Annotated in this window: 18 protein-coding genes; 6 read left to right on the top strand and 12 right to left on the bottom strand. The window is 69.4% G+C overall.

Annotated elements, in window-relative coordinates:
• The first annotated feature begins 95 nt into the window (after positions 1 to 95).
• A complete protein-coding gene (locus QWM81_RS06085; protein WP_290110518.1) occupies positions 96 to 1,166 on the top strand; it encodes a LacI family DNA-binding transcriptional regulator in 1,071 nt (356 codons plus the stop codon).
• Between the two features lie 60 nt (positions 1,167 to 1,226).
• Here the strand turns inward: QWM81_RS06085 and prcA are convergent, their stop codons facing one another.
• The 5 genes from prcA to arc form a co-directional block, all read right to left on the bottom strand.
• Positions 1,227 to 1,988 (bottom strand): proteasome subunit alpha, encoded by a 762-nt coding sequence (gene prcA / locus QWM81_RS06080; RefSeq protein WP_290110517.1) that lies wholly within the window; start codon positions 1,986 to 1,988, stop codon positions 1,227 to 1,229.
• Positions 1,989 to 2,023: 35 nt separating this feature from the next.
• Positions 2,024 to 2,869: a proteasome subunit beta gene (gene prcB, locus QWM81_RS06075; protein ID WP_290110515.1), complete on the bottom strand. Its 846-nt coding sequence runs from the start codon at positions 2,867 to 2,869 to the stop codon at positions 2,024 to 2,026.
• 149 nt (positions 2,870 to 3,018) lie between these two features.
• Positions 3,019 to 3,237 carry a ubiquitin-like protein Pup gene (locus tag QWM81_RS06070; protein WP_030356241.1) on the bottom strand — a complete coding sequence of 73 codons (219 nt, stop codon included), beginning with the start codon at positions 3,235 to 3,237 and terminating at the stop codon, positions 3,019 to 3,021.
• A gap of 153 nt (positions 3,238 to 3,390) precedes the next feature.
• A complete protein-coding gene (dop, locus tag QWM81_RS06065; protein ID WP_290110514.1) occupies positions 3,391 to 4,902 on the bottom strand; it encodes a depupylase/deamidase Dop in 1,512 nt (503 codons plus the stop codon).
• A gap of 266 nt (positions 4,903 to 5,168) precedes the next feature.
• Positions 5,169 to 6,935 carry a proteasome ATPase gene (gene arc / locus QWM81_RS06060; RefSeq protein WP_290110512.1) on the bottom strand — a complete coding sequence of 589 codons (1,767 nt, stop codon included), beginning with the start codon at positions 6,933 to 6,935 and terminating at the stop codon, positions 5,169 to 5,171.
• Between the two features lie 253 nt (positions 6,936 to 7,188).
• Here arc and QWM81_RS06055 point away from each other — a divergent pair, with 253 nt between their 5' ends.
• Positions 7,189 to 7,500: a ferredoxin gene (locus QWM81_RS06055; RefSeq protein ID WP_290110511.1), complete on the top strand. Its 312-nt coding sequence runs from the start codon at positions 7,189 to 7,191 to the stop codon at positions 7,498 to 7,500.
• A 4-nt stretch (positions 7,501 to 7,504) separates the two neighbouring features.
• Here QWM81_RS06055 and QWM81_RS06050 read toward each other — a convergent pair whose 3' ends face one another.
• From QWM81_RS06050 to QWM81_RS06040, 3 genes are all read right to left on the bottom strand, one after another.
• Positions 7,505 to 8,116, bottom strand: coding sequence for a hypothetical protein (locus tag QWM81_RS06050; protein ID WP_290110510.1), 612 nt, complete (start codon positions 8,114 to 8,116; stop codon positions 7,505 to 7,507).
• A gap of 232 nt (positions 8,117 to 8,348) precedes the next feature.
• Positions 8,349 to 9,236 carry a tRNA (adenine-N1)-methyltransferase gene (locus tag QWM81_RS06045; protein ID WP_290110509.1) on the bottom strand — a complete coding sequence of 296 codons (888 nt, stop codon included), beginning with the start codon at positions 9,234 to 9,236 and terminating at the stop codon, positions 8,349 to 8,351.
• Positions 9,237 to 9,254: 18 nt separating this feature from the next.
• Positions 9,255 to 10,502, bottom strand: coding sequence for a site-2 protease family protein (locus tag QWM81_RS06040; RefSeq protein ID WP_290110508.1), 1,248 nt, complete (start codon positions 10,500 to 10,502; stop codon positions 9,255 to 9,257).
• Positions 10,503 to 10,609: 107 nt separating this feature from the next.
• Between QWM81_RS06040 and QWM81_RS06035 the strand changes: the two genes are divergently transcribed.
• Together QWM81_RS06035 and QWM81_RS06030 are read left to right on the top strand one after the other, a co-directional pair.
• A complete protein-coding gene (locus tag QWM81_RS06035) occupies positions 10,610 to 11,452 on the top strand; it encodes a RecB family exonuclease (RefSeq protein WP_290110507.1) in 843 nt (280 codons plus the stop codon).
• Between the two features lie 112 nt (positions 11,453 to 11,564).
• Positions 11,565 to 12,236 (top strand): response regulator, encoded by a 672-nt coding sequence (locus tag QWM81_RS06030; protein ID WP_290110506.1) that lies wholly within the window; start codon positions 11,565 to 11,567, stop codon positions 12,234 to 12,236.
• A gap of 75 nt (positions 12,237 to 12,311) precedes the next feature.
• On the opposite strand, the gene QWM81_RS06025 is transcribed toward QWM81_RS06030, so the two are convergent.
• The 4 genes from QWM81_RS06025 to metH form a co-directional block, all read right to left on the bottom strand.
• The gene (locus QWM81_RS06025) at positions 12,312 to 13,901 is read right to left on the bottom strand and encodes an ABC transporter substrate-binding protein (RefSeq protein WP_290110505.1); all 1,590 of its coding nucleotides are present in this window, start codon (positions 13,899 to 13,901) and stop codon (positions 12,312 to 12,314) included.
• A gap of 63 nt (positions 13,902 to 13,964) precedes the next feature.
• The gene (locus tag QWM81_RS06020) at positions 13,965 to 15,566 is read right to left on the bottom strand and encodes an ABC transporter substrate-binding protein (protein ID WP_290110504.1); all 1,602 of its coding nucleotides are present in this window, start codon (positions 15,564 to 15,566) and stop codon (positions 13,965 to 13,967) included.
• A 477-nt stretch (positions 15,567 to 16,043) separates the two neighbouring features.
• Positions 16,044 to 16,745 carry an HAD family hydrolase gene (locus QWM81_RS06015; protein ID WP_290110503.1) on the bottom strand — a complete coding sequence of 234 codons (702 nt, stop codon included), beginning with the start codon at positions 16,743 to 16,745 and terminating at the stop codon, positions 16,044 to 16,046.
• 113 nt (positions 16,746 to 16,858) lie between these two features.
• A complete protein-coding gene (gene metH / locus QWM81_RS06010) occupies positions 16,859 to 20,389 on the bottom strand; it encodes a methionine synthase (RefSeq protein WP_290110502.1) in 3,531 nt (1,176 codons plus the stop codon).
• A 236-nt stretch (positions 20,390 to 20,625) separates the two neighbouring features.
• Between metH and QWM81_RS06005 the strand changes: the two genes are divergently transcribed.
• Both QWM81_RS06005 and QWM81_RS06000 read left to right on the top strand, forming a co-directional pair.
• A complete protein-coding gene (locus QWM81_RS06005) occupies positions 20,626 to 21,390 on the top strand; it encodes an IclR family transcriptional regulator (RefSeq protein ID WP_290110564.1) in 765 nt (254 codons plus the stop codon).
• 234 nt (positions 21,391 to 21,624) lie between these two features.
• Entirely contained in the window at positions 21,625 to 22,416 is a 792-nt protein-coding gene (locus tag QWM81_RS06000; RefSeq protein WP_290110501.1) for an MIP/aquaporin family protein, read from the top strand.
• The last annotated feature ends 2 nt before the right edge of the window (positions 22,417 to 22,418 follow it).

Below are 22,418 nucleotides of genomic sequence, written 5' to 3'. Positions count from 1 at the left end.
CGAGGTTTTACGTATAACGTTCCTGCGTCATACGTACCATGACGGCATCCCGCGGGTCCACCTCGCGGGCGTGATCGTCGAACGCGGAGGCGTGCGTGCACCACCCGGACCCAGCGGCTCCCGACCCCGCGCCCCACCGGGCGGCCGGCCCCGCCGCCGCACGTCCCCGGCCGACCAGCCGGGACGTCGCGCGGGCCGCTGGGGTCTCGCAGGCGACCGTGTCGCTGGTCCTCGGCGACAAGTGGCGCGGGCGGGTCTCGGAGCGCACCGCCCGGCTGGTGCGGGACGCCGCCGACGAGCTCGGCTACCGCCCCAATCTCGCGGCGCGCAACCTCCGGCTGGGCCGTACCAGGACGGCGCTCCTGGTGGTGCCGGCGCTCACCAACGAGTTCTTCGCCCGCGTCTACACGGGCGCCGCCACGGTCGCCGCCGAGCACGGGTTCGGCGTGGTCCTGTACCCCTCCCCCCAGGGCGTGGGCCCCGCGAAGGACCCGTTCGCCTCGGCGCGGGCGGCGCTGGACGGGGTGATCGCCTCCTCGATGGCCGCCGACGCGTTGCGGGCGATCCGCGGCACGGACCTGCCGCTGGTGATGCTGGACAGCGACCCGGCCGATACGGGCGCGGCGGCGTACGTGAACCTCGACGTCGGGGACGGCATGCGCCAGGTGACGGGCCATCTGCTGGCCCTGGGCCACCGCCGCTTCGCGCACCTGTCCTCGGCCGTGCCCTCCTGGACCTTCGATGTACGTGCCCGGGCCCTGGCCGCGTGTCTGCGGGGCGTGCCGGAGGTGACCGTGCGGACCGTCCCCGCGCCGCTCGACGTCTCGGGTGCCAGGGCGGCCGCAGAGGCCGCGCTGAGCGCGCCGGGGCCGCGTCCGACCGCCCTGGTCTGCGACGACGACATCGTGGCGGCGGGCGCCTGCAAGGCCGTACGGCGACTGGGGCTGCGGGTGCCCGAGGACGTGTCGGTCACCGGGTTCGACGACCTGGCGCTCGCCACGGCGGTGGAGCCCGAGCTGACCACGGTGAGGCTGCCCGCGGAACGGATCGGGGAGCGCGGGATGGCGGCCCTGCTGGACGTGCTGTCCGGCCGGCCGCCCGAGAGCGGCGACCTCCCGGTCACCCTGGTGCCCCGTGGCTCCTCGGGCCCCGCTCGGGCCCGCTGACACCCGGACACGCCGGTGCCCCGGGCCGCGAGCTGTCCGGGGCACCGGGGGCAGGAGCGGCTACTCCTGCGACTCGTCCGGTTCCTCGTCCGACGGGGCGTCCGTCGGGGTGGACGACGGCGTGTCGGCCTCCAGGAGGCGTGACAGCTGGCGTCCCACGATCCGCTTGAACTTGCGCTGCTGCGGGCGCGTGCGGTCCAGGACCGCCACCTCCAGCCGCTCCGCGGGGATCTCCCGCTCGCTGCCGTTGGTGTCCCGGGACAGCGCCTGGACGGCCAGCTTCAGCGCCTCGGCGAGCGACATCCCGTCGCGGTGGCGCTGGTCGAGGAAGCTGCTGATCTGCTCGGCGTTGCCGCCGACCGCGACCGAGCCGTGCTCGTCCACGATCGACCCGTCGTGCGGGAGCCGGTAGATCTGGTCGCCCGCCGGGGAGTCGCCGACCTCGGCGACGACCAGCTCCACCTCGTACGGCTTCTCGCCCGCGCTGGAGAAGATCGTGCCCAGCGTCTGGGCGTAGACGTTGGCGAGCCCCCGGGCCGTCACATCGTCGCGGTCGTAGGTGTAGCCGCGCAGGTCCGCGTAGCGCACACCGCCGATCCGGAGGTTCTCGTACTCGTTGTACTTACCGGCCGCGGCGAAGGCGATCCGGTCGTAGATCTCGCTGAACTTGTGCAGTGCGCGGGACGGGTTCTCACCGACGAAGACGATGCCGTCGGCGTACTGCAGCACGACCAGGCTGCGGCCGCGGGCGATGCCCTTGCGGGCGTACTCCGCCCGGTCGGCCATGGCCTGCTGGGGTGAGACATAGAACGGCGTCGACACCGGCTATCCGTCCCTTTCTGTCAGTGGCGGGTTCATCACAGCAGCGCGGCGCGCGGGCCGTCGGGCTGTTCGAGACGGCGCTCCAGGATCGAGCGGGCCACGTCGGAGCACTCGGCCTCGGTGAGCCGCCGGAAGCCGTCCTCCGTGATCACGGTGACGATGGGGTAGATCCGGCGGGCCACGTCCGGGCCGCCGGTCGCCGAGTCGTCGTCCGCCGCGTCGTACAGGGCCTGCACGACCAGCGTGACCGCCTGCTGCTCGGTCAGGTCCTCGCGGTAGAGCTTCTTCATCGCGCCCCGGGCGAAGATCGAACCGGAGCCGGTGGCCGCGAAGCCGTGCTCCTCGGAGCGGCCGCCCGTCACGTCGTAACTGAAAATACGGCCCTTCTCGCGGTCGACGTCCCAGCCGGCGAACAGCGGAACGACGGCCAGGCCCTGCATGGCCATGCCCAGGTTGCTGCGGATCATCGTGGAGAGCCGGTTCGCCTTGCCCTCCAGGGAGAGCTGGGTGCCCTCGACCTTCTCGAAGTGCTCCAGCTCCAGCTGGAAGAGCTTGACCATCTCCACCGCGAGGCCGGCCGTGCCCGCGATGCCCACGGCCGAGTACTCGTCGGCGGGGAAGACCTTCTCGATGTCGCGCTGGGCGATCATGTTGCCCATGGTCGCCCGCCGGTCGCCGGCGAGCACCACACCGCCGGGGAACGTGGTCGCGACGATGGTCGTGCCGTGCGGTGCTTCGATGGCGCCCTGCACCGGCGGCAGGGTGCGCCTGCCCGGAAGCAGGTCGGGCGAGTGGTCGGACAGGAAGTCCATGAACGAGGACGAGCCGGGCGTCAGGAAGGCTGCCGGCAGACGCCCGGTGCTACGAGGGTTGGCTTCCACGCGTTTCCTTCCGAAATGAGGCGGCGGCCCGCCGCTGCGGCGGTCGGGCCGATCATGCGTGCTGTGCACGGACCTTACCCGTGCCGTCGCCGGTCATCCGTCCCGGTGCCACCGGCTTTCACCGACGGCCCGGGACGGACAACGAGCTGCTACTGTCCGCCCTTTTGCACGAAGGACCGTACGAAGTCCTCGGCGTTCTCCTCGAGGACGTCGTCGATCTCGTCGAGTACGGAGTCGACGTCGTCGGACAGCTTCTCCTGGCGCTCCTTGAGGTCCTCGGAGGCCTGCGCGTCCTGCGTCTGCTCCTCGACCTCCTCGGTGGAACGTGTGGCCTTCTGCTGCCCGCCGCCGGTGTCCTTGGTCGCCATATCCCTCACCCCGCTCGGTTTGCCCGCTTGGTTCGGTCTCTCAAGATCAGACCCTACAAGGACGGTCTGACATCGGCCCTGTACTTTCCCAACGTCCAGGGGCTGTCCCCATGATTCCCGGAGATTGCCCGGCGAAGCTTTTTTCGCGGGCTCTCAGCCGCCGGACAGCACGCGGACCAGGTCCTCGGCCGTGCGGCAGCGGTCCAGCAGCTCCTTGACGTGGTTACGTGTACCACGCAACGGTTCCAGTGTGGGGACCCGCTGCAGGGAGTCACGGCCCGGCAGGTCGAAGATCACCGAGTCCCAGGAGGCCGCGGCGACGTCGTCGGCGTACTGCTCCAGGCAGCGGCCCCGGAAGTAGGCCCTGGTGTCCTCAGGGGGCTTCGTACGGGCCCGGTCGACCGCCGCCTCGTCCAGCAGCCGCTTCATCCTGCCGCGGGCCGCCAGACGGTTGTACAGGCCCTTCTCGGGGCGTACGTCGGCGTACTGCAGGTCCACCAGGTGCAGCCGTGCCGCGTCCCAGTCCAGGTTGTCCCGGCGCCGGTAGCCCTCCATCAGCTCCCGCTTGGCGATCCAGTCCAGCTCGCCGGCCAGGCTCATCGGGTCGTTCTCCAGCCGGTTGAGGGTGTCCTCCCACCTGACCAGCACGTCCTTGGTCTGCTCGTCGGCGTCGGCCCCGAAGCGTTCCTCCACGTACTTGCGGGCCAGCTCGAAGTACTCCATCTGCAGCTGGACAGCGGTGAGTGTCCGGCCGCTGCGCAGCGTGATCAGATACCGCAGCGACGGGTCGTGGGACACCTGGTGCAGGGTCCGCACGGGCTGGTCGACGGCCAGGTCGACGGTGATGAAACCGTCCTCGATCATCGACAGCACCAGGGCCGTCGTGCCGAGCTTGAGGTACGTCGAGATCTCGGAGAGGTTCGCGTCGCCGATGATCACGTGGAGGCGGCGGTACTTCTCGGCGTCGGCGTGCGGCTCGTCGCGGGTGTTGATGATCGGCCGCTTGAGGGTGGTCTCCAGGCCGACCTCGACCTCGAAATAGTCGGCGCGCTGGCTGATCTGGAAGCCGTGCTCATGGCCGTCCTGGCCGATGCCGACCCGGCCCGCGCCGGTGACGACCTGCCGCGAGACGAAGAACGGCGTCAGATGGCGCACGATGTCCGAGAAGGGGGTCTCCCGCTTCATCAGGTAGTTCTCGTGCGTGCCGTAGGAGGCGCCCTTGTTGTCGGTGTTGTTCTTGTAGAGGTGGATCGGCTGGGCGCCGGGCAGCTGGGCGGCCCGCTCGGCCGCCTCCGCCATGATCCGCTCGCCGGCCTTGTCCCAGAGGACGGCGTCGCGCGGGTTGGTCACCTCCGGGGCGCTGTACTCGGGGTGCGCGTGGTCGACGTAGAGCCGGGCCCCATTGGTGAGGATGACGTTGGCCAGGCCGATGTCCTCGTCGGTGAGCTGACTGGAGTCGGCGGCCTCGCGGGCGAGGTCGAAGCCGCGGGCGTCCCGCAGCGGGTTCTCCTCCTCGAAATCCCAGCGGGCGCGGCGCGCCCGGTGCATCGCCGCCGCGTAGGCGTTGACGATCTGGGACGAGGTGAGCATGGCATTGGCGTTCGGGTGGCCGGGGACGGAGATCCCGTACTCCGTCTCGATGCCCATTACTCGCCGTACAGTCATGCGGCCCTCCTTGCCCGGCGGCGCCCCCGTTCGGGAAAGGCGCTCAAGTACCGCTGTTCCGGTGCGTGTGCGGTGCCCGTCCCCGCACTGCGCGACTCGGCGGTACGGACGAGCCTAGAACGCCTCCGCGCTGGTGGGGAGATCAATTGCGTCATTGCTGCGGTGTGGTCGGAATGATGGCCCAAGCCGGTGAAAGCAACCGGCTGCGGATGCCCTCCCCCGCCATTGGCGGGGAAAACCCCGGGCACCCGCAGCCGGAATGCGATCTACAGGTACTGACCGGTATTCGCCACCGTGTCGATGGACCGACCGGTGTCGGCGCCCTGCTTTCCGGTGACGAGGGTGCGGATGAAGACGATCCGCTCGCCCTTCTTTCCGGAGATCCGGGCCCAGTCGTCCGGGTTGGTGGTGTTCGGCAGGTCCTCGTTCTCCTTGAACTCGTCCACGCACGCCTGGAGGAGGTGGGAGACCCGAAGGCCCTTCTGGTTGTGGTCGAGGAAGGCCTTGATGGCCATCTTCTTGGCCCGGTCGACGATGTTCTGGATCATCGCGCCGGAGTTGAAGTCCTTGAAGTACAGGACTTCCTTGTCGCCGTTGGCGTACGTGACCTCGAGGAACCGGTTCTCCTCGGACTCCGCGTACATCTGCTCCACGACCGACTGGATCATGGCCTGGGCAGCGGCTTCCTTGGAACCATTGTGCTCGGCCAGATCGTCCGCGTGCAGCGGCAGCGAAGGTGTCAGGTACTTGGCGAAGATGTCCTTCGCCGCCTCCGCGTCCGGACGCTCGATCTTGATCTTCACATCGAGCCGGCCGGGCCGCAGGATCGCGGGGTCGATCATGTCCTCGCGGTTCGAGGCGCCGATCACGATGACGTTCTCGAGCCCCTCCACACCGTCGATCTCGGCGAGCAGCTGCGGAACGATGGTGTTCTCCACGTCCGAGCTGACACCGGAGCCACGGGTGCGGAACAGGGACTCCATCTCGTCGAAGAAGACGATGACGGGAGTGCCCTCGCTCGCCTTCTCACGGGCACGCTGGAAGACCAGGCGGATGTGGCGCTCGGTCTCACCGACGTACTTGTTGAGGAGCTCGGGGCCCTTGATGTTGAGGAAGTAGCTCTTCCCCGCGGGCTGGCCGGTCACCTCGGCGACCTTCTTGGCAAGGGAGTTGGCGACGGCCTTCGCGATCAGCGTCTTGCCGCAGCCGGGCGGGCCGTAGAGCAGGATGCCCTTCGGCGGCCGCAGTTCGTGCTCCTTGAAGAGGTCGGGGTAGAGGTACGGGAGCTCGACCGCGTCACGGATCAGCTCGATCTGGTTGCCCAGACCACCGATCTTGTCGTAGTCGACGTCGGGGACCTCTTCGAGGACGAGTTCCTCGACCTCACTCTTGGGGATGACCTCGTAGACGTAACCGGACCTGGGCTCGAGCAGCAGGGCGTCGCCGGGGCGGATGGTGATGTCCAGCAGCGGCTCGGCGAGCCTCACCACCCGTTCCTCGTCGGTGTGCCCGAGCACCAGGGCGCGCTCGCCGTCCTCAAGGATCTCCTTGAGGGTGACGATGTCCCCGGCGCGCTCGAATTCCATGGCCTCGACCACGTTGAGCGCTTCGTTGAGCATCACTTCCTGGCCGCGCCGGAGCTCGTCGAGCTCGACGCTGGGGCTGACGTTCACCCGGAGCTTGCGGCCCCCGGTGAAGATGTCGGCGGTGCCGTCCTCGTTCGCCTGCAGGAAGACACCGAAGCCGGCCGGAGGCTGCGCGAGCCGGTCGACCTCCTCCTTGAGGGCCACGATCTGGTCGCGGGCCTCACGGAGCGTGTTGGCGAGTCGCTCGTTCTGCGCGGACACGCCGGCCAGGTTGGTCTGCAGCTCGACGATCCGCTCTTCGAGAATCCTCGTGTGACGCGGAGAGTCGGCGAGCTTACGTCGCAGGACGGCGATTTCCTGCTCGAGATAGGCGACCTGGCCGGCAGGGTCTTCAGACCCCCGCCCCGGCCGGATGCCGCGGTTGATGTCGTCGTCGTGGGCTGCCACGGTCCTCACCTCCTCCAAGGGGAGCTGGACGCTTCCTGACCCTACCTGGGCTGGTGGTGATTGAAACCCCTAGATCACAAAGACTCTCGGGGTGTGTCCGATCTTCACCCTTGCGCTCTCCCTCACGCCAGGGGGATACCCACCCATCAACATCTGAAAGCGGGCGGTTGTATCGTCGGTGTGGTCAACACCCGTCAGGGCTGGCCCGACTTACTTCTCATCGCTTCACCCGACGCAGGAAACGGCAGGGGATATGACCGCGCAGCACGAGGCTCCGACCACGGCCGCCGGCGAGGCTCTGGAGGTCTGGATCGACCAGGATCTCTGCACCGGCGACGGGATCTGCGCGCAGTACGCCCCCGAGGTCTTCGAGCTCGACATCGACGGGCTGGCGTACGTGAAGAGCGCGGACGACGAGTTGTTGCAGGACCCGGGGGCCACCACGCCCGTTCCGCTGCCCCTGCTCCAGGACGTCGTGGACTCCGCGAAGGAGTGCCCGGGCGACTGCATCCACGTACGGCGGGTTTCGGACAGGGTGGAAGTCTACGGCCCTGACGCCGCGTGACCGGTTATCTACCGAGTGCTTCGACGGGGCCTGAGCGGATGAACTTTCCGCCCTCCCACCGCCACTTGACCGTCTCCCGCTGATCGGGACAGCACTTCGGTACGTCCGGTGAGGAGTAGCCGAGCAGGGTCGCGGTGACCGTCCCGTCACGTACGGCGAGCGCGTCGACGGACTGCCGTTCGGCGGGCTCCACCAGCGTGGCCACCACGCGGGCTTCCGGCCCCGCGCCACCTGCGCCGCCTGCGCCGCCTGCGCCGCCTGTGCCGCCTGCGCCGCCGGCCAGGACGTACAGGCCGCTCGGGGGCGTTCCGGAACCCGCCTGGCAGCGCGCCGCCACGACCGTCTCGGGCAGGCCGTCGCCGTCGATGTCCCCCGTCGCCCTCTTCGTCACCACGCTGGGAGCGCCCGCGCATGCGAGGGGGTAGGTCACGCCCGCCGCGTCGGGGGCGGCCACCGGGGCCGCCGCGGTGGTGACGCCGGCTTGCGAGGCGGTGGCGGCTTCGGGCTGCAGCGTTCCGGCGCCCGCGACGACCGCGGCCATCGCGGCGGCGGTGGCGAGCCAGTGCACCGGGCGGGCGTGGGTGTGCGCGAGGTCCGGAACGACGGAGGTCTGCACGTGGAGTGCCTCCTGTGGCTGTGCGGTGGGGGTGGCCAGCATCGTGCCATACGTCACAGGGAGGCGGAACGGTGGGGTCGGGGCGGTTTCCTGCGGAAACGGTGAACGTGGCGGCGCCGCCGTCGAGTTCCCCGCGTGGGGCGGGAACTCGACGGCGGCGCCGGAGCGTTGTCGGGGCGTCAGCCCCAGGAGCGTCAGCCCCTGTGGGGACTGTCAGCCCTTGTGGGGGCCCTCAGCCCTTGTTGGGGCCTTCGTAGTCCTCGCCGTACGCGCCCTTGGCGGGGCGGCGGCGGCGCATCGGGGGCTCCACGCCGTCCGCGAGGCGGCGGGCGGTGAGCAGGAAGCCGGTGTGGCCGATCATGCGGTGGTCCGGGCGGACCGCCAGGCCCTCGACGTGCCAGTTGCGGATCATCGACTCCCAGGCGGCCGGCTCGGCGAAGCAGCCGATCTCGCGGATGGACTCCACGGTGCGGGCGAGCTGGGTGGTGGTCGCGACGTAGCAGCACAGGATGCCGCCGGGGACGAGTGCCTTGGAGACGGCCTCCAGGCACTCCCATGGGGCGAGCATGTCCAGGATCACACGGTCGACGTCGGTGTCGGACAGGTTGTCCTGGAGGTCGCCGACCGTGAGCTGCCAGGCGGGGTGCGGTCCGCCGAAATAGCGCTCGACATTGCCCTTGGCGATCTCGGCGAAGTCCTCGCGGCGCTCGTAGGAGTGCAGCATGCCCTGGTCGCCGATGGCCCGGAGCAGGAAGCTGCTGAGCGAGCCGGAGCCCACCCCCGCCTCGACGACGCGCGCGCCGGGGAAGATGTCGGCGAAGGCCAGGATCTGCCCCGCGTCCTTGGGGTAGACCACGGCGGCGCCGCGGGGCATGGACAGGACGTAGTCGGGGAGCAGGGGGCGCAGCGCAAGGTAGGCGACGTTCCCCGTGGTACGGACAACACTGCCCTCGGGAGCGCCGATCAGCTCGTCGTGCGGGAAGGAACCCTTGTGGGTGTGGAAGTTCTTCCCGGCCTCGAGCGTGAACGTGTAGTGGCGTCCCTTGGGGTCGGTGAGCTGGACCTGGTCCCCGACCTCGAAGGGCCCGCGTCGGCGGGCGGCACCGGTCGGTTCGGACATGTGACCAGTGTATGGGGTTCAGGAACCGGGGCGTGCCATGGCCTGGACGAAGGCCCGCTCGACGTCCGCGGTGGACAGCACGCCGTAGATCTCGCCGGACTCCTCGACCACCAGGTATTCGGTGGCCGGATGCGCGCGGAGTCTGTCGAGGAGGGCCTCGCCCGCCAGTTCGGCGGGGACCCGCATGCCCTCGGTGAGCTCCTGGGCGAGGCCGCTGACGGCGACCCAGGGGCGGCGGTGCTGCGGGATGCCGACGATGGCGGTCTCGCGGACCAGGGCGGTGGGCTCGCCCCGGCCGTCGACGACGACGAGGGCGCGGGCGCCGGCCTCGTTGGCGCGGCGCAGGGCTTCGGAGAGGGGCGTGCCGGGCTCGACGGGGACGGCACGCCGGGTGAGTGTGCGGGCGCGCAGTTCGGGGAGGTGTTCGCGCAGCCGGGCCATGCGCAGGCTGTTGCCGGCGCCGGTCCAGATGATCGCGGCGAGGATGGCGGCGAGGAGCGCGTCCATCACGGTCTCCATGCCGCTGATCTCGTTGGTGGCGTTGCCGAGGGCCCCGGTGTGGGTGACCAGCGGCAGGCCGATGAGGACGGTGATGGCGAGGGCGCGGCCCACCCAGGCGGCGGCGACGGTGCCGCTCATGGGCTTGCCGGTGATCTTCCAGATGACGGCGCGGAGCATCCGGCCGCCGTCGAGCGGCAGGCCGGGCAGCAGGTTGAAGGCGGCGACGATGAGGTTGGAGATCATCAGGCCGGCGAGCAGCACGCCGGGCACGGTGCCGGGTTCGACGGCGTACATGGCGGCGTAGAAGACCCCGGCGAGCACCAGGGAGAGCAGCGGCCCGACGAAGGCGAGGAGGAACTCGCGGCCGGGGGTCTCGGTCTCCTTCTCGATCTCGGAGACGCCGCCGAAGAACTGGAGCTGGATGCGGCGCACCGGGAGTTTGAAGCGGAGCGCGGCGACCGTGTGGGCCAGTTCGTGGATGAGTACGGAGGCGTAGAAGGCGACCGCGAAGAAGAGGGAGACCAGGTAGCGCGCGTTGCCCAGTTCGGGCAGGATCCGGTCGATCTGGTCGCCGAAGACCCAGGTGATGAGCGCCGCGACCAGGAACCAGCTGGGGGCGACGTAGACGGGTACGCCGAAGAGGCGGCCCATGAGGATGCCGCCGCCTCGCTCGGTCCGCTGCGGTTTTCCGCCGTCGGGCGTGGTGGTTCCGCTCGTGTCGGACCGCGGGCGGGTGTGCTCGCCGCTCTCGTCGTCCTTGTTCACAGGATCCCTTCGGTGTGAAGCGTCACACGACGATCATGCAGTGTGGGAGGGTCTGGCGTCGATGGTATGCCGCTCGCTGTCAGTGGCGGGCCGTAGGGTTCTGAGTCATGACCACGAGCCCGAGGCCTCAGCCGCCGATGTCTCTTTCGCCGTCCCGGGCGAGCGACTTCATGCAGTGTCCCCTGCTGTACCGGTTCCGGGTGATCGACAAGCTGCCGGAGAAGCCGAGCGCGGCGGCCACGCGCGGCACGCTGGTGCACGCGGTGCTGGAGCGGCTCTTCGACGATCCGGCGGTGGAGCGGACGGCTCCGAAGGCGAAGGCGATGGTGCCGGGGCAGTGGACCCGGCTGCTGGAGTCGCGCCCGGAGCTGGCGGAGCTGTTCGCGCAGGACCCGGACGGGGAGGGGCTGACGCGCTGGCTGGCGGAGGCGGAGCAGCTGGTGGAGCGGTGGTTCACGCTGGAGGACCCGACGCGGCTGGAGCCGGCTGAGCGGGAGCTGTTCGTGGAGACGGAGCTGGAGTCGGGGCTGCGGTTGCGGGGGGTGATCGACCGGGTCGACGTGGCGCCGACGGGTGAGGTGCGGATCGTCGACTACAAGACGGGCAAGGCGCCGCGTCCGGAGTACAGCGAGGGTGCGCTGTTCCAGATGACGTTCTACGCCCTGGTGGTCTGGCGGCTGAAGGGCGTGGTGCCGCGCCGGTTGCAGCTGGTGTATCTGGGCAGCGGCGATGTGATGACGTACGACCCGGTGGAGGCGGACCTGCTGCGCGTCGAGCGGAAGCTGCTGGCGCTGTGGGACGCGATCGCGCAGGCCACCGAGACGGGTGACTGGCGGCCGCGGCCGACGAAGCTGTGCGGGTGGTGCGACCACCAGGCGGTGTGCCCGGAGTTCGGCGGGACTCCGCCGGTGTACCCGCTGCCGATCATCCCGCCCCGGCGTCCGGAATGACCCGGTCCGCCGTCGCCGGGGCGAGACGGGCGCGGGCGCTGGTCCCGCCCGAGTCGGGCGGTGCCCGTCAGGGCAGAATGGGCTCGGTCAGCTGAGCCCTTAAGGAGTACCTGTGGCGATCCGCGTCCTACTGGTCGACGACCAGCCCCTGCTGCGTACCGGCTTCCGGATGATCCTGGAGGCGGAGCAGGACATCGCGGTCGTCGGTGAGGCCGGGGACGGCCTCCAGGCGCTGGACCAGGTGCGGGCGTTGCAGCCCGATGTGGTGCTGATGGACATCCGGATGCCGCGGATGGACGGGGTGGAGGCGACCCGGCAGATCACCGGGCCCGGCCGGGACGGGCCGGCGAAGGTGCTGGTGCTGACCACGTTCGATCTGGACGAGTACGTGGTGGAGGCGTTGCGCGCCGGGGCGAGCGGCTTCCTGCTGAAGGACGCCCCGGCCCATGAGCTGGTGCAGGCGATCCGGGTGGTGGCTGCGGGCGAGGCGATGCTCGCGCCGAGCATCACGCGCCGGCTGCTCGACAAGTACGCGGACCAGCTTCCCTCCGGCGAGGAGCCGGTGCCGGGCGCGCTGAACACGCTGACCGAGCGTGAGGTCGAGGTGCTGAAGCTGGTGGCGCGCGGGCTGTCCAACGCCGAGATCGCCGCCGATCTGTTCGTCAGCGAGACGACCGTCAAGACCCATGTGGGTCATGTGCTGACCAAGCTGGGGCTCCGGGACCGCGTCCAGGCCGCGGTGTACGCGTACGAGAGCGGCCTGGTGCGCCCCGGCGCCCAGTGACGGGCGTACGGGTGCGGGGTGTCCGACTCGCGTCGGGCACCCCGCCTCCGTATCAGCTCTTCTCGATCTCCAAGATCAGCTCTTCTTGATCTCCCAGAAGCGGAACACGGTGGACGCGTCCAGCGTCCATTCCAGGCCGGTGATGCCGTCGCGGGCGACCGCGTACTGCTTGCCCTGCCAGAGCGGGAGGAGCGGCAGGTCCTCGGCCACCAGGTCCTGGAGCTTGCCGAAGTCCTCGGCGGCGGCGGTCCGGTCGGCGGTCGCGGCGGTGCGCGGGACCAGCGTGCCGGTGATCTTGTCGTTCTCGTAGTTGTTGTTGAGGACGTTGCCCTCGCCGAAGAACGGTTGGGTGAAGTTGTCCGGGTCCGGGTAGTCGGGGACCCAGCCCTTCACGTACACGCCGTACTTGCCGGCCTTGATGTCCTTCTCGTACTGCTCGAACTCGACCGACTTGACGGTGGCGTCGAACAGCTTGCTGTCGTTGAGCTGCTTGGCGATCGCCTGGAGCTCTTCGTCGGTGGACGGGCCGTAGCGGCTGGGCGTCGACCAGAGGGTGAGCTTCACCTTGCCGGTGACGCCGGCGGAGCGCAGCGCCTTCTCGGCCTTCTCCGGCTGCGGCTGGTCGCCGTAGGCGTTGACGAAGGCCGTGTTGTGGCCGACGATCCCGGCCGGGATGATCGAGTACAGCGGGGTGGCGGTCGACCGGTAGACGTTCTCGACGAGCGCGTCGCGGTTGACGAGGTAGGCGATGGCCTTGCGCACGCCGGGCTTGCCGACGACCGGGTGGTCCATGTTGAACACCAGGTGCTGCACCTCGGCGCTGGAGCCCTCGATGACCTCGATCGCGTTCTCCGACGAGGTGTCGGAGGCCTGGATCTCGGCGATGTCGGCGGCGGCGAGGCCTCGATAGGCGACGTCGACGGCGCCCTTCTGCAGGGCCGCGGCCAGCGCCTTGCGGTCACCGTGGAAGAACTTCAGCGTGACGCCGCCGTTCTTCACCTTCGCCGTGCCCTTGTAGTCGGGGTTGGGCGAGAAGACGGCCTCGGTGTCGTTGAACGAGTCCAGCTTGTACGGGCCGGAGCCGATGGCCTTGCCGTCCTCGCGCAGCTCTCCGTCCTTGTACTCGCGGCGGTCGACTATGGAGCCGGCACCCGAGGCGATCTTGCTGGGGAAGGTGGCGTCGGGGACCTTCAGCGTGAAGACGACCGTCTTGTCGTCCGGCGTGTCGATCTTGCCGATCGTGGCGAGGAGCGGCGCGGGGCCGGCCTCGTCGTTGATCTTCATCGCGCGCTCGAAGGAGAACTTGACGTCCTCGGAGGTGAGGCTGTTGCCGTTGGTGAACTTCAGCCCGTCACGCAGTGTGCAGCGGTAGACCTTGCTGCCGCCCTGGTCGAAGCCGCACTTCTCGGCCGCTTCCGGCTGGGGCACCGAGGCGCCCTTGGGGAAGCTGAGCAGGGACTGGAAGACGTTGTTGAACAGCAGCCACGAGCCCGGGTCGTAACCGGCGGCGGGGTCCGTCGCCAGGACTTCGTCGGACATGCCGACGACCACCGAGCCGCCGGATTCGCCGGCGTCGCCACCTTTCTCCTCGCCGCAGCCGCTCAGCATGGCGGCCGCAAGCCCCGCGGCGAGCGGGGCCGTCAGCCACTTGTTGTGTGCCTTCACAGGAACCTTGCCTCTGGGTCTCATCGTCGGCCGAGCCCGTGTGCGCGGCCGGGTACAGCAGGGTCAGGCGATACCTCGGGCGAGCTCCCAGAGCTGCAGATCCGAGGAGGTGTTCAGCGCCCACTCCACGCCGGTCAGTTCGTCGCGCGCGGCCACGTACTGCTTGCCCTGCCACAGTGGCAGAACCGGGACGTCGTCGGCGACGATCTCCTGGATCCGCGCGAAGGCGGGGGTCGCGGCATTGCGGTCGGCGGCGCGGCGCGACGCGGGCAGGAGCCGAGTGCGGGTGGCGCTGTTGACGTAGGGGGTGTTGAGGAAGTTGTCCGCGTCGAGGAAGGGCGCGATGTAGTTGTCGGGGTCGGGGAAGTCCGGGAACCAGCCGAGGCCGTACACGGCGTAGTCGCCGCGCTTCTGCGCGGGGCGGAACTTCGACCACGCGGCGCCTTCGATGGTGACGTCGAACAGCTGGGTGGCGTTGAGCTGGTCGCGCAGCGCCGCGAACTCCTTGGCGGTGGCGGAGCCGTAGTGGTCGGTGGTGTAGTGCAGGGTCAGCTTCACCGGGGCGGTGATGCCCGCGTCGCGCAGTATCCCGGCGGCCTTCTTGGTGTTGGGCTCGCCGTACTTGTTGAAGAAGGAGTTGGTGTGCGCGGTGATGCTGGAGGGGATCAGTGAGTAGAGCGGAGTGGCGGTGGCCCCGTACACCGTCTCGGCGAGCCGGGTGCGGTCGATGACGGCGGCCATGGCCTGGCGGACGGCCTTGTCCTTGACGGACGGGGCGTCGGTGTTGAAGGCGAGGTAGCGGATCTCCAGGCCGGGCACCTCGGTGAGCTTGATGCCCTGCTCGGGGGTCTCGCTGAGGTCCTTGATCTGCTCGGGCGACATGGTCCGGGTCATCATGTCGATGTCGCCGGACTGAAGGGCCTGCCCCATCGCGTCGGCATCGCCGAAGGAGCGCAGCTCGACCTTGTCGTTGCGGACCTTGATGTCGCCCTTGTAGTGGGCGTTCCTGGTGAAGACGACCTTGGTGACGCGGTCGCCGCTGACCTCGGCCTGCATGGTGTACGGGCCGGACCCGTCCACCTGGAAGCCGTCGCGGAGCTTCTTGGCCTCGTACTTCTCGCTGCTGAGGATGGCGGCGACGGGCGTGGAGAGCTTGTACGGGAAGGTGGCGTCGGGGGTCTTCAGGTGGAAGACGACCTCGCTGTCGCCCTTCCGTTCGATCGTGTCGATGTTCGACAGGAGGCCCGCCGCGCCGTTGTCCGACTTGATGGCGAGGGTCCGCTCGATGGAGAACTTCACGTCCTCGGCGGTCAGCGGCGTACCGTCCGCGAACGTCAGGCCCTCGCGCAGGACGCAGCGGTAGCTCTCGCTCGCGCGGTCGGTGAAGCCGCACTGGGAGGCCGCCTCGGGGACCGGCGCGCCGCCGCCGCGCGGGACGTGCATCAGCGTCTGGACGGTCTGGCGGAGCACGTTCCAGACCCCGGTGTCGTACGCGAAGGCGGGGTCGAACGGGGCGGGCGCGTCCTCACCGGCGGTGAACTGGTCCGTCGTACCGACGACGATGGCGTTGTCGCCGCCGAAGCCGCCGTCCGTGCCGCCGCAGGCGACGAGCGCGGGGGCGAGCAGGCCGAGTACGGCCGGCAGCACCAAAGTCTTGCGGTTCATCCTGGACGTTCTCCTCATCCGGCACTGGGTACAGCGGTCTGGGGACACTCCGCCGCGTCCGCCCGGTCGGGGCGGGAGCGATCGGGCCGGGATACAGAGCGATCGATCCTGTGTCCGGTCGGCGGGGTGGCCTGACGGGGACACGCGGAAACTGCGGCGAAGTTCTCGGCAAGAGATTAGTGGGCCACGCCACCGGTGCTGGAACGGGGCCGAGTTGAGCACGCATCAGACGGTGATCAGTAATGCGGCCGAATCGATCTCTATGCGCCGGAATGATTCGTACACGGCTCCATGAATCCGGACACATGGGCCGGAGCGAAGCATGGCGTTCTGGGCATGCACGCCTTTCCACCCATGCATTCCTCGCCACGCTGAGTGACGAAGGTCACGCCGGAAGCCTTTTCCTTCTCGTAACGGAAAAGGCATGATCCGGCGCTCTGGGTCTTTATGCGTTAAGGAGCCACGCTCGGTGCGCGATCAGTTCACTCGTGTGATCAGTGTGCGCAGAAAGCGGAGATCGATCTCTTCGAGTGACCGCACCACCACACGGCCGTCGGCCGGTGCGATGGGCGCGACGGACGGTACGGCGACCACCCGGCAGCCCGCCGCCTCGGCGGACGCCACTCCGGTCGCCGTGTCCTCGATGACGGCGCATCTCGCGGGGTCGGCGCCCAGGCCGCGCGCGGCCAGCAGGTACGGGTCGGGGTGCGGCTTCGTACGGGAGACCTCGTCGCCCGCGACGCTCAGCGCGAAGCGGTCGGCGCCGAGGGAGCTCAGCACGCGGTCGATGATGCGGCGGTGGGAGGCGGAGACCAGCGCGGTGGGGATGTTGTGCGCGGCGAGCTCGGTCAGCAGCCGCTCGGCGCCCGGCATGAGGGGGACGCCGCGGCTGATGCGCTCCTCGAAGCGCTCGTTGAGCAGCACGGTGAGCTCGGCGAGGGTGATGTCGGCGCCGGTGGCCTGGATGAGGTAGCCGGCGCTGCGGGTCATCGGCCCGCCCACCACCACGTCACGCCAGGCCTCGTCCAGCTGATGGCCGAGTGCGCCGAAGACCTCGACCTCCGCGTCCCACCAGAAGCCCTCGGTGTCCACGAGCGTGCCGTCCATGTCGAGGAAGACGGCCTGCAGGGCGGAGCCCTCGGCCATACGGGTCAAGGACGCGGGGACCGTACTGGTCATCCGGCACACCTCCATAGAGGGACGAGAAGGCCGGTCGCTCACCCCGGCGGGGGAATCCCGGTGGGAAAGCGACCGGCCTGCACTGGACCGACCAGTGTACGTCGGGTCCTGTGTTACCGCGCGTTGAAGTACTTCGCTTCCGGGTGATGGATGACGATCGCGTCGGTGGACTGCTCGGGGTGGAGCTGGAACTCCTCGGAGAGGTGGACCCCGATGCGCTCGGGCTGGAGCAGGTCGGCGATCTTGGCGCGGTCCTCCAGGTTCGGGCAGGCGCCATAGCCCAGTGAGAAGCGCGCACCGCGGTACTTGAGCGCGAACATGTCCTGCACGTCGGCCGGGTCCTCGGCCGCGAAGCCCAGCTCGGCGCGTACGCGTGCGTGCCAGTACTCGGCGAGGGCCTCGGCCAACTGGACGGACAGGCCGTGCAGTTCCAGGTAGTCGCGGTAGGCGTCGGAGGCGAACAGCTCGGCGGTGGCCTCGCCGATCCTGCTGCCCACGGTGACGACCTGGAGGCCGACGACGTCGGTCTCGCCGGACTCCTCGGGGCGGAAGAAGTCCGCCAGGCACAGGCGGCGGCCACGGCGCTGGCGCGGGAAGGTGAAGCGGGTGCGCTCGTTCCCGCGCTCGTCCAGGATGATCAGGTCGTCGCCCTTGGACACGCACGGGAAGTAGCCGTAGACCACGGCGGCTTCCAGCATGTTCTGGGTGTGGAGCTGATCCAGCCAGCCGCGCAACCGCGGCCGGCCCTCGGTCTCGACCAGCTCCTCGTACGTCGGTCCGTCGCCGGTCCGGGCCTGCTTCAGGCCCCACTGGCCCTTGAACAGGGCGCCTTCGTCCAGCCAGGAGGCGTACTCCTTGAGCGGGATGCCCTTGACGACCCGGGTGCCGAAGAACGGCGGCTCGGGTACGGGATTGTCGGTGGCGACGTCCGAGCGGACACCGCCCTCCGGCTCCTGGTCCTCGACCACGGTGGCGGCGGCCTTGACCCGGCGCTCCCTGAGGGGCGGCAGGGTGGCGCCGGGGACGCCGCGCTTGACGGCGATCAGGGCGTCCATCAGGCGCAGGCCCTCGAACGCGTCCCGGGCGTAGCGGACTTCGCCCTCGTAGATCTCGTGCAGGTCCTGCTCGACGTAGGCGCGGGTCAGTGCCGCGCCGCCGAGGATGACGGGGTAGTGCGCCGACAGGCCCCGCTGGTTGAGCTCTTCGAGGTTCTCCTTCATGATCACGGTCGACTTGACCAGCAGGCCGGACATGCCGATCACATCGGCCCGGTGCTCCTGGGCCGCTTCGAGGATCGCGGAGACGGGCTGCTTGATCCCCAGGTTGACCACGTTGTAGCCGTTGTTGGACAGGATGATGTCGACCAGGTTCTTGCCGATGTCGTGCACATCACCGCGCACGGTGGCCAGCACGATCGTGCCCTTGCCCTCTTCGCCCTCGACCTTCTCCATGTGGGGTTCGAGGTAGGCGACCGCGGTCTTCATCACCTCGGCGGACTGCAGCACGAACGGCAGCTGCATCTGGCCGGAACCGAACAGCTCGCCGACCACCTTCATGCCGTCGAGCAGCGTCTCATTGACGATGTCCAGGGCGGGACGGGTCTGCAGGGCCTCATCGAGGTCGGCCTCCAGGCCGTTCTTCTCCCCGTCGATGATCCGGCGCTTGAGACGCTCGTTCAGGGGCAGCGCCGCCAACTCCTCGGCCCTGCCCGCCTTCAGGGACTTGGTGGTGGCGCCCTCGAACAGCTCCATCAGCTTCTGGAGCGGGTCATAGCCCTCACGGCGCCGGTCGTGGATCAGGTCCAGGGCGGTGGTGACCTGCTCCTCGTCGAAACGGGCGATCGGCAGGATCTTGCTCGCGTGGACGATCGCCGAATCCAGACCCGCCTTGACGCACTCGTCCAGGAAGACCGAGTTCAGCAGGACCCGGGCGGCCGGGTTGAGACCGAAGGAGATGTTCGACAGACCGAGGGTGGTCTGTACGTCCGGGTGGCGGCGCTTGAGCTCGCGGATGGCCTCGATGGTGGCGATGCCGTCCTTGCGGGACTCCTCCTGACCCGTACAGATCGTGAAGGTGAGGGTGTCGATGAGGATGTCCGACTCCTGGATGCCCCAGTTACCGGTCAGGTCGGCGATCAGCCGCTCGGCGATCTCGACCTTCTTCTCCGGGGTACGGGCCTGGCCCTCCTCATCGATCGTCAGCGCGATCAGGGCCGCGCCGTGCTCCCGGGCCAGCGCGGTGACCTTCGCGAAACGGGACTCGGGGCCGTCGCCGTCCTCGTAATTCACCGAGTTGATCACCGCGCGGCCGCCCAGCTTCTCCAGCCCGGCACGGATGACCTCCACCTCGGTGGAGTCCAGCACGATCGGCAGCGTCGAGGCGGTGGCGAACCGGCCGGCCAGCTCCTCCATGTCGGCCACACCATCGCGCCCGACGTAGTCGACGCACAGGTCCAGCATGTGGGCGCCCTCGCGGATCTGGTCGCGGGCCATCTCCACACAGTCGTCCCACCGGCCCTCGAGCATCGCCTCACGGAACTTCTTCGACCCGTTGGCGTTCGTCCGCTCGCCGATCGCCAGGTACGAGGTGTCCTGCCGGAACGGCACCGTCTGGTACAGCGACGCCGCCCCCGGCTCGGGGCGCGGATCACGCGGAGCGGGGGTGAGGCCGCGGACGCGCTCGACGACCTGACGCAGGTGCTCCGGCGTCGTACCGCAGCAGCCGCCCACCAGCGACAGCCCGTACTCCCGCACGAACGTCTCCTGGGCGTCCGCCAGCTCGGGCGCGGTCAGCGGGTAGTGCGCGCCGTTCTTGCCCAGCACCGGCAGACCCGCGTTCGGCATGCAGGAGAGCGGGATACGGGAGTGCCGGGCCAGGTAGCGCAGGTGCTCGCTCATCTCCGCCGGGCCCGTCGCGCAGTTCAGGCCGATCATGTCGATGCCCAGCGGCTCCAGCGCCGTCAGCGCCGCGCCGATCTCCGAGCCCAGCAGCATCGTCCCGGTCGTCTCCACCGTCACCGAGACGATCAGCGGCAGGTCGGTGCCGCTCGCCTCCAGGGCGCGGCGGGCTCCGACGACGGCGGCCTTGGTCTGGAGCAGGTCCTGAGTGGTCTCCACCAGCAGCGCGTCCGCGCCGCCGACGATCATGCCCTCGGCGTTCTGCTGGTAGGCGTCGCGCAGCTTCCCGTACGGGGCATGGCCCAGCGTCGGCAGCTTGGTGCCCGGCCCCATCGAGCCCAGCACCCAGCGCTGCTGTCCGGTCGAGGCGGTGTACTCGTCGGCGACCTCGCGGGCGATCCGGGCACCCGCCTCCGACAGCTCGAGGACACGCTCCGAGATGTCGTACTCCCCCAGCGCCGCGAGGTTCGCCCCGAAGGTGTTCGTCTCCACACAGTCGACGCCCACCGCGAAATACGCCTCATGGACCGACCGGACGATGTCGGGACGGGTGACGTTGAGGATCTCGTTGCACCCTTCGAGGTTCTCGAAGTCCTCAAGGGTGGGGTCCTGTGCCTGGAGCATCGTGCCCATGGCTCCGTCGGCGACCACCACACGGGTGGCGAGCGCCTGGCGGAGGGCTGCGGCTCGGGTCCTGCTGTCAGTGTTCTGGGTGCTGTCAGCGGAGGGGGTCGGCGACGAGGCCATGGATGTGCTCCCTGGAATGCGACGGCTGTCGGCTTTGCGTCTTCGGCGGAAGGCGCACCGGGCCAGGGTAACCGCGTACCCCCTCCGGGGGGCATCTTGTTCCAGGTGGTGGACGGGCATGCTGTGGGGGCCGCTGTCCGGCGGCGCTGGTTCCGGGGGGCTTCCTCGGTGTGGCTCAGGGTCGGTAACGACCGATAGTGTTCAGCATTGTCGAACCGAGGGAGAAGGGCCGGGCGATGCCGAAGAACATCCAGTCGCTTGAACGGGCGGCGGCGATGCTGCGACTGCTCGCGGGTGGGGAGCGCCGTCTCGGACTGTCCGACATCGCCTCCTCGCTGGATCTGGCCAAGGGTACGGCGCACGGCATCCTGCGCACCCTCCAGGCGGAGGGTTTCGTCGAGCAGGACCCCGCTTCCGGGCGCTACCAGCTGGGCGCGGAGCTGCTCCGGCTGGGCAACAGCTATCTGGACGTGCACGAGCTGCGCGCCCGCGCCCTGGTGTGGACCGACGACCTGGCCCGCTCCAGCGGCGAGAGCGTCCACCTGGGAGTGCTGCACCAGCACGGCGTCCTGGTCATCCACCACGTCTTCCGCCCCGACGACAGCCGCCAGGTGCTGGAGGTCGGTGCCATGCAGCCGTTGCACTCCACGGCCCTGGGCAAGGTGCTGTCGGCGTACGACCCGGTGGCGCACACCGAGGCGCTGGAGGTGGAGCGCAAGGCGTTCACGCCGCGCACCATCACCGCTCTGGAGGACTTCGAGGCCGTACTGGACATGACCCGGGCGCGCGGCTGGGCGGCGGACGTGGAGGAGACCTGGGAGGGCGTGGCATCGGTGGCCGCGCCCATTCACGACCGGCGCCGGATGCCGGTCGGGGCGGTGGCCATCACGGGCGCCGTGGAGCGGGTGTGCAACGCCGGCGAGCTGCGCTCGGAGCTGGTGGCGGCGGTACGGGACTGCGCGCGTTCGGTCTCCCGCGACCTGGGCGCCGGGCGCTTCTGACGCCTCGGGCGCATCATCGGTAACGAACGCATTTCGGCCAACAGAACTCTTGACGCCACGTTTACCAGGGAGCAAAACTGCCGTTCATCGGTCGGCATTGTCGAACACCTACCGGCAATTCGCGCTAGAGTGTGGCAACGCCAGGAGGCCGGTTAACGCTCTCACCTGAGAGCGCGGACCACCGGAGGGACCCGGGGTTCGCCTTCCCCTGGACGAAGGACAAAGGAGTCGCGGGTGTCCAGCTCCGACATCTTCATCGGCGAGGTCATCGGTACCGCCGTACTCATCCTGCTCGGCGGTGGCGTGGTCGCCGCCGTCGTACTCAAGCGCTCGAAGGCGCAGAACGCCGGCTGGCTGGCCATCACCTTCGGGTGGGGCTTCGCGGTGATGACCGCGGTCTACATGACGGGCTCCCTGTCCGGCGCCCACCTGAATCCGGCCGTCACGGTCGGCATCGCCATCAAGGACGGGGACTGGAAGAACGTCCCCGTCTACTTCGCGGGCCAGCTCCTCGGCGCCATGATCGGCGCGGCCCTGGTCTGGATCGCCTACTACGGCCAGTTCCACGCCCACCTCACCGATCGCGAGATCGTGGGCGACCCCACCGAAAAGGCCATCGAGGGACCGCACGACGAGGCCAGGAGCCACGCCGGCCCCGTCCTCGGCGTCTTCTCGACGGGCCCGGAGATCCGCAACGTCTGGCAGAACCTCGCCACCGAGATCCTCGGCACCCTCGTGCTCGTGCTGGCGGTGCTCACCCAGGGCCTCAACGACAGCGGCAAGGGCCTCGGCGTCATCGGCGGACTGATGGTCGCCCTCGTCGTGGTCGGCATCGGCCTCTCACTCGGCGGCCCGACCGGTTACGCCATCAACCCGGCACGTGACCTCGGCCCGCGCATCGTGCACGCCCTGCTCCCGCTGCCGAACAAGGGCGGCTCCGACTGGGGGTACGCCTGGATTCCCGTCGCCGGGCCGCTGATCGGCGGAGCCCTCGCCGCGGGTATCTACAACATCGCGTTCGCCTGAGC

It is taken from the genome of Streptomyces ficellus (assembly GCF_030406405.1).
In the GTDB taxonomy this organism is placed as follows: Bacteria; Actinomycetota; Actinomycetes; order Streptomycetales; family Streptomycetaceae; genus Streptomyces; species Streptomyces ficellus_B.
The sequence above is the reverse complement of the archived record's forward strand: the minus strand, read 5'-3'. Positions and strand labels throughout refer to the sequence as shown.